Annotated in this window: 13 protein-coding genes; 10 read left to right on the top strand and 3 right to left on the bottom strand. The window is 60.7% G+C overall.

Features of this window, described 5'->3' with window-relative positions; genetic code table 11:
• Positions 1 to 131 precede the first annotated feature (131 nt).
• From ACP7B1_RS18885 to iolB, 6 genes are all read left to right on the top strand, one after another.
• Positions 132 to 974, top strand: a complete 843-nt coding sequence (locus ACP7B1_RS18885; protein ID WP_223612496.1) for a MurR/RpiR family transcriptional regulator — start codon at positions 132 to 134, stop codon at positions 972 to 974.
• A 135-nt stretch (positions 975 to 1109) separates the two neighbouring features.
• Entirely contained in the window at positions 1110 to 3041 is a 1932-nt protein-coding gene (locus ACP7B1_RS18880; RefSeq protein ID WP_346307383.1) for a bifunctional 5-dehydro-2-deoxygluconokinase/5-dehydro-2-deoxyphosphogluconate aldolase, read from the top strand.
• A 23-nt stretch (positions 3042 to 3064) separates the two neighbouring features.
• Entirely contained in the window at positions 3065 to 4915 is a 1851-nt protein-coding gene (gene iolD, locus ACP7B1_RS18875) for a 3D-(3,5/4)-trihydroxycyclohexane-1,2-dione acylhydrolase (decyclizing) (RefSeq protein WP_346307384.1), read from the top strand.
• Positions 4916 to 5089: 174 nt separating this feature from the next.
• Positions 5090 to 5974, top strand: coding sequence for a myo-inosose-2 dehydratase (gene iolE / locus ACP7B1_RS18870; protein ID WP_426137185.1), 885 nt, complete (start codon positions 5090 to 5092; stop codon positions 5972 to 5974).
• A complete protein-coding gene (locus ACP7B1_RS18865; RefSeq protein ID WP_127172300.1) occupies positions 5971 to 6192 on the top strand; it encodes a DUF3329 domain-containing protein in 222 nt (73 codons plus the stop codon). The genes iolE and ACP7B1_RS18865 overlap by 4 nt, the downstream gene beginning before the upstream one ends.
• Positions 6193 to 6196: 4 nt before the next feature.
• Positions 6197 to 6991, top strand: a complete 795-nt coding sequence (iolB, locus tag ACP7B1_RS18860; RefSeq protein ID WP_426137184.1) for a 5-deoxy-glucuronate isomerase — start codon at positions 6197 to 6199, stop codon at positions 6989 to 6991.
• Between the two features lie 15 nt (positions 6992 to 7006).
• Here iolB and ACP7B1_RS18855 read toward each other — a convergent pair whose 3' ends face one another.
• Together ACP7B1_RS18855 and ACP7B1_RS18850 are read right to left on the bottom strand one after the other, a co-directional pair.
• On the bottom strand, positions 7007 to 7648 hold the full coding sequence (locus ACP7B1_RS18855; protein ID WP_223612502.1) for an NrsF family protein: 642 nt from the start codon (positions 7646 to 7648) through the stop codon (positions 7007 to 7009).
• The gene (locus ACP7B1_RS18850) at positions 7635 to 8192 is read right to left on the bottom strand and encodes a sigma-70 family RNA polymerase sigma factor (RefSeq protein WP_223612503.1); all 558 of its coding nucleotides are present in this window, start codon (positions 8190 to 8192) and stop codon (positions 7635 to 7637) included. The genes ACP7B1_RS18855 and ACP7B1_RS18850 overlap by 14 nt, the downstream gene beginning before the upstream one ends.
• A gap of 208 nt (positions 8193 to 8400) precedes the next feature.
• Between ACP7B1_RS18850 and ACP7B1_RS18845 the strand changes: the two genes are divergently transcribed.
• The 4 genes from ACP7B1_RS18845 to ACP7B1_RS18830 all read left to right on the top strand — a co-directional run bounded on the left by ACP7B1_RS18845 (position 8401) and on the right by ACP7B1_RS18830 (position 11248).
• Positions 8401 to 9114, top strand: coding sequence for a DUF1223 domain-containing protein (locus ACP7B1_RS18845; RefSeq protein ID WP_346307221.1), 714 nt, complete (start codon positions 8401 to 8403; stop codon positions 9112 to 9114).
• 143 nt (positions 9115 to 9257) lie between these two features.
• Positions 9258 to 9548 carry a pentapeptide MXKDX repeat protein gene (locus ACP7B1_RS18840; RefSeq protein ID WP_426137183.1) on the top strand — a complete coding sequence of 97 codons (291 nt, stop codon included), beginning with the start codon at positions 9258 to 9260 and terminating at the stop codon, positions 9546 to 9548.
• Positions 9549 to 9617: 69 nt separating this feature from the next.
• Positions 9618 to 10478 carry a cytochrome b/b6 domain-containing protein gene (locus tag ACP7B1_RS18835; RefSeq protein WP_346307678.1) on the top strand — a complete coding sequence of 287 codons (861 nt, stop codon included), beginning with the start codon at positions 9618 to 9620 and terminating at the stop codon, positions 10476 to 10478.
• Positions 10475 to 11248, top strand: a complete 774-nt coding sequence (locus ACP7B1_RS18830) for a molybdopterin-binding protein (protein WP_346307679.1) — start codon at positions 10475 to 10477, stop codon at positions 11246 to 11248. The genes ACP7B1_RS18835 and ACP7B1_RS18830 overlap by 4 nt, the downstream gene beginning before the upstream one ends.
• A 15-nt stretch (positions 11249 to 11263) precedes the next feature.
• Here the strand turns inward: ACP7B1_RS18830 and ACP7B1_RS18825 are convergent, their stop codons facing one another.
• Positions 11264 to 11650 (bottom strand): RidA family protein, encoded by a 387-nt coding sequence (locus tag ACP7B1_RS18825; protein ID WP_223612508.1) that lies wholly within the window; start codon positions 11648 to 11650, stop codon positions 11264 to 11266.
• Positions 11651 to 11816: the final 166 nt, after the last annotated feature.

Raw genomic sequence — 11816 nt, 5'->3', positions numbered from 1 at the left:
CTGCATCTCTTGCAGATGCTGATTGAAGTAATCTATAACGGATGAAAATGGAATAACTGATCCGTTTTGCGGAATGGATTATTTTGGTAGTCTCGCCATCCGTATCGCAAAACCAAGGGGAACGATTCGCAATGGGCAGCACGGCCACAGAAGCAACTCTGCCGCAGGACTTCGATGCCTTGCGCACGCTGATCCTGGATCGCCGCCAGCTCCTGCCCAAGCGGCTGGCACAGATCGCAGCCTATGCCCTCGGCAATCCCGATGAAATCGCCTTCGGCACGGCGGCAAGCATTGCCCAGTCGGCCGGCGTGCAGCCCTCCACGCTTATCCGCTTTGCCCAGCATCTGGGTTTTGACGGGTTTACCAGCCTGCAATCGGTGTTCCGCGAACGCCTGCGGGAACGGCAGGGCTCGTATGAAGAACGGCTGTCGGGCCTGCGCGGCGATACGCCAGGCCTTTCCAAGAACCGCGTCATTCTCAATGGGTTCCTGTCGGCGGCCAGCCAATCCATCCAGACCATTTCCCGCAGTGCCGAGGAGGATGTGCTGGAGCGCGCGGTGGAAATTCTGGCGCATGCGGACACGATCTATCTCATCGCCCGCCGCCGGTCCTATCCGATCTCCGCCTATATGGCCTATGCCTTCGGCAAACTGAAAATCCGCAATCAGCTGATTGAATCGACGGCCGGTATCGACCCGGAAATCCTTTCCTTTGCCCGGCCGCAGGACGCGGCGATTGCCATCAGCTTTTCGCCCTATGCCTCGGCAACGGTCGAGCATGCGGCAGCGCTGGCAGCGCGCGGTGTGCCTGTCGTCGCCATCACCGACAGCGCGTTTTCGCCGCTGGCACAATCGGCCAGCGTCTGGTTCGAGGCGGCGGAAGGAGATTTCTCTGGATTCCGGTCTCTCTCGGGGACAATGGCGCTCGCCATGGCGTTGACTGTGAGCGTGGCGGAACGGCGCCGCAGCCTGTAACAGCGCCAAATGAAATGCGGGAAATCTAAAAAGAATATACATTCCATGTTGACGATTTGATAGAATTATTATTTCATATGCAAAAATTCCCGGCCTGTTTTCAGCGGGATGGATCAGCATATCGGGAGGATCGTCATGGGCAGCGCTGCAACAGGCAAAAAGCTTGATGTCATCACAATTGGCCGCTCGTCGGTGGATCTCTACGGCCAGCAGATCGGCTCCCGCCTTGAGGATATCGCATCCTTCGCCAAATCCGTCGGCGGCTGCCCGGCCAATATCGCCATCGGCACCGCCCGTCTCGGATTGCGCTCGGCACTCCTGAGCCGCGTCGGCGACGAGCAGATGGGCCGTTTCATCCGCGAGCAGATGCTGCGCGAAGGCGTGGCCGTCGATGGTGTCATCACCGATGCGGAACGGCTGTCGGCACTGGTCATCCTGTCGGTCGAGAACGACAGGAGCTTTCCACTGATCTTCTACCGCGAGAACTGCGCCGACATGGCGCTGAACGAGGACGATGTCGATCCGCAGTTCATCCGCTCGGCCCGCGCCGTGGTGGTGACGGGCACGCATTTTTCCAAGCCCAACACCGATGCCGCGCAGCGCAAGGCGATCCGCCTGATCAAGGAAGCCGGCGGCAAGGTGGTGTTCGACATCGACTACCGGCCGAACCTCTGGGGGCTTGCCGGCCATGGGGCAGGCGACAGCCGCTATATCGCCTCCGATGCCGTATCGAGCCATCTGAAGACGGTGCTGGCCGACTGCGACCTGATTGTCGGCACGGAAGAGGAAGTGCTGATTGCCTCCGGCGAGGCTGATCTGCTTGCGGCATTGAAGACAATCCGCGCGCTTTCCGCCCATGCCACCATCGTGCTCAAGCGCGGTCCGATGGGCTGCATCGTCTATGAAGGCGCGATATCTGACAATCTTGAAGACGGCATTGTCGGCAAGGGATTTCCCATCGAGGTGTTCAACGTGCTGGGCGCGGGCGATGCCTTCATGTCCGGTTTCCTGCGCGGCTGGCTCGGCGGCGAAAGCCTTGCCACGGCGGCGACCTGGGCCAATGCCTGCGGCGCCTTTGCGGTGTCGCGTCTCCTGTGCTCGCCGGAAATTCCGACATTCGAAGAGCTGCAGTTCTTCCTTGAACATGGCAGCCCGCAGCATGCCCTGCGCAAGGACGAGGCGATCAATCATGTGCACTGGGCAACCACGCGCCGCCATGACATCCCTTCGATGATGGCCTTTGCCATTGACCATCGCGTGCAGCTTGAGGACCTTTCCCAGAGGCTTGGCGCGGATATCGGCCGGGTGCAGGCATTCAAGGAACTGGCCGTCAAGGCCGCCGCACGGGTTGCGGATGGCCGCAGCGGTTATGGCATGCTGCTCGATGAAAAGTTCGGGCGCGAGGCGATGTTCGAATTTGCCCGGCACAATTTTGACTGGCTCGGCCGCCCGGTCGAACTGCCGGGCTCGCGCCCGCTGCGTTTTGAATTCTCGCAGGATATCGGGTCGCAGCTGGCGGAATGGCCGGTGGATCATTGCATCAAATGCCTGTGCTTCTATCATCCGGACGATCCGGCAGACCTGAAGGCAGAGCAGCAGGCCAAGCTGCGCGCCCTGTTCGAAGCGGCGCGCAAGGTCGGACGCGAACTGCTGATCGAGATCATTGCCGGAAAGCACGGGGTGCTCGACGACATGACCATTCCGCGGGCGCTGGAAGAGCTCTACGCGCTTGGCATCAAGCCGGACTGGTGGAAGCTGGAGCCGCAGGCTTCGGCCGCCGCATGGAAGAAGATCGAGGCGGTGATCGAAAAGAACGATCCGTGGTGCCGTGGTGTCGTCCTGCTCGGGCTGGAAGCGCCGCAGGATGAGCTGGAAGCAGCCTTCGCTGCCACCGCCAACGCGCCTGTCGTCAAAGGCTTTGCAGTCGGGCGGACGATTTTCATGGACGCCGCCGAACAATGGCTGGCGGGAAAGATATCCGACGAGGCGGCCATTGCCGACATGGCCGATCGTTTCGAAAAATTGACCAGGGCGTGGCTTGCCAGCCGCAAGCAACAAGCGGCATAGCATCAGGCCGGGAGGAGATTGACATGACCAAGACGATACGCCTGACGATGGCGCAGGCATTGACGCGTTTCCTTACCAGCCAGATGACCGTGATCGATGGCAGGAAGGTGCCGGTGTTTGCCGGTGTCTGGGCGATTTTCGGCCACGGCAACGTGGCGGGTCTCGGCGAGGCGCTGTATCAGGTGCGCGACGAGCTGCCGACCTACCGCGCCCATAACGAGCAGGCCATGGCGCATGCCGCCATCGCCTTCGCCAAGGCCAGTTTCCGCCAGCGCATGATGGCGGTGACGAGTTCCGTCGGGCCTGGCGCAACCAATATGGTGACGGCGGCGGCACTTGCCCATGTCAACCGCCTGCCGCTGCTGCTTTTGCCCGGCGATGTCTTTGCCAACCGTATTCCCGATCCGGTGCTGCAGCAGGTGGAAAGCTTTGGCGACGGCACGGTTTCGGCCAATGACTGCTTCCGTCCTGTCTCGCGCTATTTCGACCGGATCACCCGGCCCGAACAGATCATTCCGGCACTCGCCCGCACCATGGCGGTGCTGACCGATCCGGCCGAGTGCGGCCCGGTGACGCTGGCGCTGTGTCAGGATGTGCAGGCGGAAGCCTATGACTATCCGGAAAGTTTTTTCGACGAACGCGTGTGGACGACGCGCCGCCCGCGCCCGGATCGCGCGGAATTGGCTGCCGCCGTCGAACTGCTCACATCGGCGAAAAAGCCGCTGGTCATTGCCGGCGGCGGCGTCATCTATTCGCAGGCATCGAACGAGCTGAAAGCATTCGCGGAAGCGGCGGGTATTCCCGTCTGCGAAACGCAGGGTGGCAAGTCCTCCTTGCCTGACAATCATCCCCTGAACATGGCGGCCATCGGCGTGACCGGTACATCGGCGGCCAATCGTCTGGCGGAAGAGGCGGATGTCATTCTGGCCGTCGGCACGCGCCTGCAGGATTTCACCACCGGTTCCTGGGCGCTGTTCCGCAATGGAGACAAGAAATTCATCGGCCTCAACGTGCAGGCTTTCGATGCGGGCAAGCACCGTGCAGCGGCTCTCGTCGCCGATGCGCGGGAAGGGCTGCTGGAACTGGCTGCCGCGACCGCCGGTTACAAGGCGCCCGTGAGCTGGGCCGAAAATGCCAGACAGGGCAAGGCGGAGTGGCAGAAGGCCGCCGCCGAGGTCACCGGACCGACCAACGCGGTCCTGCCATCGGACGCGCAGGTGATCGGCGCCGTGCAGCGGACCATGGGCAGCGCGGCGACAGTCCTGCATGCGGCGGGCGGCTTGCCGGGAGAAATGCACAAACTCTGGCAGGCGGGCGCACCGGGCTCCTATCACGCCGAATACGGCTTCTCCTGCATGGGCTACGAGATTGCGGGCGGTCTCGGGGCGAAGATGGCCAAGCCGGATGACGAGGTGGTCGTGATGATCGGCGATGGCTCCTATCTGATGCTCAATTCGGAGATCGCCACCTCGGTGATGCTGGGCAAGAGGATCACGATCGTGCTTCTCGACAATCGCGGATTCGGTTGTATCAACCGGCTGCAGATGGGCACGGGCGGGGCGAACTTCAACAACCTCTTGAAAGACTCGCGCCACGAGGTTCTGCCTGACGTCGATTTTGTCGGCCATGCAAAAAGCCTCGGGGCCATTGCCGAGAAGGTTGCATCGATCGCGGAACTGGAATCTGCACTTGCACGCGCTAAACAGAACGACCGGACCACGGTTGTCGTCATCGATACGGACCCGCTTGTCTCTACCGATGCCGGCGGCACCTGGTGGGATGTGGCTGTGCCAGAGGTCAGCCCGCGCCCGCAGGTCAATGCCGCGCGCAAGGCCTATGAAGAGAAGCTGAAACTGCAGCGCGTCGGCGATTAACCCGATTTGTAGATAAATAGTGCGTGGTTCGACAAGCTCACCATGAGGGACGTAGATGATGACAGGAAGTCATATTCTGCAATCTTTGCGATTGGTGTTGCAGCCAACCCACCTTCCTCATGGTGAGCTTGTCGAACCACGCACCCCGCACACAACAACTGAAGGAAGACAAGAATGATCCGTATCGGGGCGAACCCAATCGGCTGGTCCAATGACGACATGCTCGAAATCGGCGGCAATATTCCTCTGGAAACCTGTCTGGAACAGGCGAAGGCGGCCGGGTTCACCGGCATGGAGCTCGGCAACAAGTTTCCGCGCACGGCGGACAAGCTGCGCCCGATCCTCGATGCGTTCGGACATAGTCTTGTCAGCGGCTGGTACTCGACAGAGCTGCTCGTGCGTGATGTCGACGCTGAACTCAAGGCTGTTGTCGGCCATGCCACGCTCTTGAAGGATATGGGCTGCAAAGTCCTCATTGCCGCCGAGACGTCGAACGCCATCCACTCCAACAAGGATCTGCCGCTGTCGGCCCGTCCGGTTCTGGAAAAGTCGGCGTGGGCTGAATTCGGCAAGCGCTATACGGCCTTTGCCGAAGCGGTGAAACAGACCTATGGCCTGCAGGTGGTCTATCATCACCACATGGGCACCGTGGTGCAGACCGAATCCGAGATCGACCGGTTCATGCAGGTAACGGGCGACGCGGTGCATCTGCTGCTCGACACCGGCCATGCCACATGGGGTGGCGGCGATCCGGCACGTCTCGCCCGCCATCATAAGGCGCGCATCAGCCATGTGCATTGCAAGGATATCCGCGAAGCCGTGATGTGGCAGTCCAACCGCGAAGACTGGTCCTTCCTCGATTCCGTCCTTGCCGGCGTTTACACGGTTCCCGGCGACGGCATGATCGACTATGTTCGTGTTCTCAAGGAACTCCAGGGCTATAGCGGCTGGGTGGTTGTCGAGGCAGAGCAGGATCCCGTGAAGGCTGATCCAGCCGTCTATTCCAAGCTTGGCCATGCCAATCTCAGCCGCTTCATCAAAGAGGCAGGATTGGTTTGACCAGCGATTCCAAGCATCCGTTCTTTCGTCCCCTGTGGCGGCGCATCGCTGTCGTGGTCTTCTGCGTGGCATGGGCCATTTTCGAGTTCGTCACGGGCACGCCGTTCTGGGGGACGATAGCGCTTGGTTTCGCCGGTTATGGCGTCTGGCAGTTTTTCATCGCTTTTGACCCATCCGAACCGGCCAAGCCGGCGGATGCGGACGGGAAAGAGGAATAGGACCATGTCGAAATTGTTGCTCAAGGCGCAAACCGGTACCGGCCGCGTGGCGCATGTCACGCCGGAAACCGCCGGCTGGACCTATGTCGGCTTCGACCTCAATCGCGCTGCGCCCGGGCAGACCATTGCCGGGCGCAGCGGCGACACGGAAGTCTGTCTTGTCTTCGTGACGGGCAAGGGATTTGCTCAAGTCAACGGTCACGACCTCGGTCTGCTGGGCGCGCGCATGTCGCCCTTCGAGGGCAAGCCGTGGTCGGTCTATATGCCCGCCAATTGCGACTGGTCGGTGGTGGCCGATACGGCTGTCGAACTTGCCGTCTGTTCGGCGCCAAGCCTCGGCGGCGATCTGCCGGTACGCGTGATCGCGCCTGATGATCTCGGCCAGGAAACGCGCGGCAAGGGCACCAACACGCGCTATGTCACCAACATCCTGCCGGAAAGCGAACCGGCGGATTCATTGCTCGTGGTCGAGGTGATCACGCCGGGCGGACATACGTCGAGTTATCCGCCGCACAAGCACGATCAGGACAATCTTCCGGCGGAATCCTATTTGGAGGAAACCTATTACCACCGGCTCAATCCGCGCCAAGGTTTTGCCTTCCAGCGGGTCTATACGGATGACCGGTCACTGGACGAGGCGATGGCGATCGAGGATGGCGATGTGGTCATGGTGCCCAAGGGCTATCATCCCTGCGCTGCCTGTCATGGCTATGACCTCTATTATCTCAATGTCATGGCTGGTCCCAAGCGCACGTGGAAATTCCACAACGCGCCCGAGCATGAGTGGCTGATGAAGTAGGCTCCTGGCTACAATCTACCACCGCAGAATGAAGCGGCCGGCAATCGCGCCGATCAGGCCGGAGGAAATCACCCCGAGCGTGTACCAGATGGCGATGAACGGCATGGCGCTTTCGTCGCAGTGGAAAGAGTAGATAAGCGCTGCAATCGACCCCGCCGCAAGGCCTGCCGCGATTCCGGCAACCGTGGGCCGCGTCGGCGCCAGGCCACGCAGCACCCAGAAGGCGCCAAACAGCAGCGGCAGCGACAGCACCACGATGTTGAAGGTGCAGACCGTGATCGTGTGCCCCTTCATCATGTTGGCGTAGTGATCGCGCGGCGACATGGCGAGCTGGGCGAAGGCAAGCATGCAGATGAGGGCAATGGCGACCGCCATCACGGCAAGGCTGATGCGGATGCTGCCAAGCGGGTAGGCAATGCGCTTGACCGCCCAGGCGCCGCCGACGGCAAGCGCGAGCGTATAGGTGAATTTGACCCAGAAGGCCATGGTCCCCGCCGCGGTCATCAGGTCCGGGCGCATGCCCAGCCACGACCACATGAGAATGGCGGAGGCGACCGAGCTGATGCCAAGGCCGATGCCGATCCGCCGCAGCACGGCTTTGCGCGATACCGGCTTCAATTCGCTGGCGAGACGCTCGATCAGATCATTTGTCGTCATCGGCTGCCTGTCCTCTCAACTTCGCGGCTATGGCCTTCAATCCCCTGTGAATGCTGACCTTCACGAGCGATTCGGAAAGGCCGGTGCTTCGGGCCGCTTCCGCGATCGACTGCCCTTCTATCTTGGTCCGGTAAATCAGATCCCGTGATTTTTCCGGTATGGTCTGCAACAGCCTGTCCACATCCATGCGGTCTGCGGCGGCGTCTGAATTGTCCTGCAGAAACAGGTCTTCCACATCGTCCAGCGGCACGGTTGCCCGGATGCGGTTGCGCCGGAAATGATCGATCAGCTTGTAGCGCGCAATCGCATGCAGCCACGCGGTGAAGGGCCGATCCGGCTCATAGGTCTGCCGCCGCGTGTGCAGGGCGAGCAGTGTTTCCTGCACCAGATCGTCCGCGTCGCCCCGGTGGGCATCGGCCAGACGGCGCAGAAAATACCGGCGCAAAAGCTTGGCCACCTCATCGAGCAGCACACGATAGCTCTGCGCGTCGCCCGCAAGGCTTGCGAGCATCAGTTCCTTCAAACGCGCTTCGACCGAATGCACCCTGGTTCATTCCTTTATTCGCAGCAACGGCGAAAAGGTTACAGATGCGCCGATCATATCGACAGCGGTTACCGCATGCCAGTGGCCGCTGGCCGAACTTTTCGATCACCAATCCGTGATCGGTGTAACCAAATTCCAGCTTCCGGCGAATTGCCTGATGTGACCGGCCGACAGGTCCGGATCACGCCACGGAAATCAGGAGGCCGTTATGGGGTCGCGCAAAAATATCGGATATGTGTCTGCAGTGTCTGTGATTGCAGGATTGCTGAGCCTTGGCGCCAGCACCGCCTTTGCTGGCAATGGCAAGCCGTTGACTGTCGTTGAACTCTTCACCAGCCAGGGCTGCTCGTCCTGCCCGCCTGCCAATGCCAATCTGATCGAGATCAGCAAGCGGCCGGATGTTCTGGCCCTCAGCTTCGGCGTAACCTATTGGGACCGGCTCGGCTGGAAGGATATCTTCGCCGCACCTGAATATACGGACCGGCAGGTCACCTATGAAACCCCGCTCGGCCGCGACGGGCCGTTTACCCCGCAGATGGTCGTCAATGGCCGCGCGGATGTCGTCGGCAACCGCATCGGCGAGATCGACCACCTGATCGCCACGGCGCCAAAGCCCGATCCCTTGTCCGTGACGATCACCGGCAATTCCCTCGCCATCGCTGCGGGGAAGGCACCGGCAAGCGGTGCCGATATCTGGGTGGTGACCTATGATGACAAGACCGTCAACGTTCCCGTCAGCCGCGGCGAAAATACCGGCCACACGCTGCCGCACAAGAACGTGGTTCACAGCCTTTCCAATCTTGGAAACTGGAACGGCAAGGCGGTCAGCCTACATATTTCACCGGCCAAGCCCGGCCTGCGCACGGCCGTCCTGATCCAGGCGCCGCATGGCGGGCCGATCCTGGCCGCCGCCACCAACTGAATTCCGCGGCTGCGGACAAAGAATTCCTGGCATGAACAGCTGTGAGACACGCAGCGCGATGCCCAGGAAGTGTGGATGACCGCATGGCATCCGAAACTCAACGGCACGCAGATACGTGTCTTATTCAAATCGAGGAGACCACCATGAACATTCTAGCACGCCACATTGCTCTGTCGGCTTTCGTTCTCGCTTCCGGACTGGCCGGCATCAACAGCGCTCTTGCGGAAGATGCCATGAAGGCAGACCCTATGAAGACGGAAAGCATGAAGGCTGACTGCATGAAAAAAGCCGGCATGGAGAAAGACTCCATGAAGAAGGATGCCATGACCAAGGAATGCGACAAGCAGGCCATGGCCAAGGATGCGATGAAGCCCGATGCCATGAAGAAAGATGCGATGAAACCAGCCGACGCCATGGCACCGAAAAAGAACTAAAATCCCTCCGGTGCCGTCTCACTGACGGGACGGCACCGGATCCATTGCCCGACAGCCAAGGATAGCATCATGACGAGCGTAACTGATCATGAAACGGCACGGCCCAGGAAAATCCTGTTCTACCGGCATTCGATTGCCGTGCGGCTGACCCACTGGCTCAATGTCCTGTGCCTCAGCTTCCTCCTGATGAGCGGTTTGCAAATCTTCAATGCCCATCCCGATCTCTATTGGGGACAGTATGGTGCGGATGCCGACCATTCCTTCATCTCGATCGGTGCCGTCAGCGATGGCGACACGATCAAGGGCATCACCCGCGTCGGTTCGATTTCCATCCCGACGACAGGGGTTCTCGGCGCATCGACGGTCGAGGGAGAGCTGACGCCGCGCGCCTTTCCAAGCTGGATCACCATCCCGGGTTATCAGGACCTGGCATCCGGGCGGCGCTGGCATTTCTTTTTTGCCTGGTTCTTTGTCATCAACGGCTTCGTCTACCTGCTGTACGGCCTGATCGCCGGACATTTCCGCAGGGATATCGTGCCGACGAAGGACCAGTTGACGCCGCAGCATCTGGCGCATGAGATTGGCGAACATGCCCGCCTGCGCTTTCCCAAGGGCGAAGAGGCGCGGCGCTACAACAGCCTGCAGAAACTGACTTATATGGCGGTCATTTTCATCCTTCTGCCGCTGATGGTGCTGACCGGCCTTACCATGTCGCCGGGCTTCGATTCCATCTTCCCGTGGCTGCTCGATGTTTTCGGCGGACGCCAGTCGGCGCGCACCATTCACTTCATCACCGCATCGCTGCTCGTCGCCTTCGTCATCGTGCATCTGGTGATGGTGCTGGTATCCGGCGTCTGGAACAATCTGCGCTCGATGATCACCGGCTATTACGGCCTGACGGTCGAGACCGACAAGGAAACAGTGAAATGAAGTTCGAACTCTCACGCCGCCGTTTCCTCATCGGCTCCAGCGTTGCCGCGACCGGGCTTTTGACCGGATGCGACGCTCTGGTGGAAAATACCAGCGTCAACAATATCCTGCAGAAGGCCGAAGCCCTGACCATGGGCTCCCAGCGTCTCATGCAGGCGCACGAACCCCTGGCGCGCGAATTCACCGAGGCCGACCTGTCACCCATATTCAAGGCCAACGGCACGCAGATGCCGGACAGCGAAGACTATGCGAGGCTGATGGAGGGCAATTTTGCCGACTGGCGGCTGGTGGTCAACGGCATGGTGCGCACCCCGCTCAGCCTGTCGCTGGCCGATCTGAAGGCGATGCCGTCACGCACGCAGATCACCCGGCATGATTGCGTTGAAGGCTGGAGCGCCATCGGCAAATGGACCGGCGTTCCCCTCGGCCTTGTCCTGCAGAAGGCGGGCCTTGCCCCCGGCGCGCGCTATGCGGTGTTCTATTGCGCCGATGAGTACGAGAAATCACTGGATGGCAGCGGCCAATATTACGAGAGTGTCGATCTCATTGATGCCTTCCATCCGCAGACCATCCTGTCCTACAGCATGAACGGCAAAGACCTTGAGGTGGCGCACGGTGCGCCCCTGCGGCTGCGGGTTGAACGGCAGCTCGGTTACAAGCATGCCAAATATCTCATGCGGATTGAACTGGTCGACAATTTCAGGGGCCTGTGGGGCGGGAAAGGCGGTTTCTGGGAAGATCGCGGCTATGAATGGTATGCGGGCATCTGAGTGGTTTGACCGAGTTCAGGCAGCGGCGATGACCTCGATTTCGACGAGCCAGGCTTCGGACAATGTCTGGGCGGCAATGGTTGTCGTGGGGATCGTGCGGCCACCCAGCGCCGCCACCCGCGCATTCTGGTTGGCTTCGGCAAAGGCGGGATCGCGCAGGTAACTCGTCGTCCTGACGATATTGTCGACCGTCATCCCGGCGCTCGCAAGAATGGCCCGGATGTTGTTCCAGACAAGATCGAGCTGTTCCGCCAGGGTCGTGCCGGCTACGCCGTTCTGGTCGAGGCCCATGGTACCGCTGATGTAGAGGAAGCGTTCCGGCTGCTGCACTTCCAGTGCATGGAGATAGTCCGGTGTTGCCGGGTAAACGCCGTTGCGGGGATTGCGCGGGATCAGTTTCATGATCTCAGTTCCTTTCGTGGCACGTTGCAGGATGTCTTGGGCCGATGGGGCTCGGATTGCCGGTCGCAGTGCTGGGGATGCGCAGCGCGCCGGGAGGCAAGGCGGGTTCCTCGCTCCTTGACGGACCGGGGGAAAAACTATCACGGCCGCACCCCTTCGCAAATGG

Source organism: Phyllobacterium sp. SL163, assembly GCF_049896885.1.
Taxonomy (GTDB): Bacteria; Pseudomonadota; Alphaproteobacteria; order Rhizobiales; family Rhizobiaceae; genus Phyllobacterium; species Phyllobacterium calauticae.
The sequence above is the reverse complement of the archived record's forward strand: the minus strand, read 5'-3'. Positions and strand labels throughout refer to the sequence as shown.

Coding starts and splice junctions, on each gene's coding strand:
- ACP7B1_RS18885 (WP_223612496.1), top strand. CDS start 132: ATGGGCAGCACGGCCACAGAAGCAACTCTGCCGCAGGACTTCGATGCC.
- ACP7B1_RS18880 (WP_346307383.1), top strand. CDS start 1,110: ATGGGCAGCGCTGCAACAGGCAAAAAGCTTGATGTCATCACAATTGGC.
- iolD (WP_346307384.1), top strand. CDS start 3,065: ATGACCAAGACGATACGCCTGACGATGGCGCAGGCATTGACGCGTTTC.
- iolE (WP_426137185.1), top strand. CDS start 5,090: ATGATCCGTATCGGGGCGAACCCAATCGGCTGGTCCAATGACGACATG.
- iolB (WP_426137184.1), top strand. CDS start 6,197: ATGTCGAAATTGTTGCTCAAGGCGCAAACCGGTACCGGCCGCGTGGCG.
- ACP7B1_RS18855 (WP_223612502.1), bottom strand. CDS start 7,648: ATGACGACAAATGATCTGATCGAGCGTCTCGCCAGCGAATTGAAGCCG.
- ACP7B1_RS18845 (WP_346307221.1), top strand. CDS start 8,401: ATGGGGTCGCGCAAAAATATCGGATATGTGTCTGCAGTGTCTGTGATT.
- ACP7B1_RS18840 (WP_426137183.1), top strand. CDS start 9,258: ATGAACATTCTAGCACGCCACATTGCTCTGTCGGCTTTCGTTCTCGCT.
- ACP7B1_RS18835 (WP_346307678.1), top strand. CDS start 9,618: ATGACGAGCGTAACTGATCATGAAACGGCACGGCCCAGGAAAATCCTG.
- ACP7B1_RS18830 (WP_346307679.1), top strand. CDS start 10,475: ATGAAGTTCGAACTCTCACGCCGCCGTTTCCTCATCGGCTCCAGCGTT.
- ACP7B1_RS18825 (WP_223612508.1), bottom strand. CDS start 11,650: ATGAAACTGATCCCGCGCAATCCCCGCAACGGCGTTTACCCGGCAACA.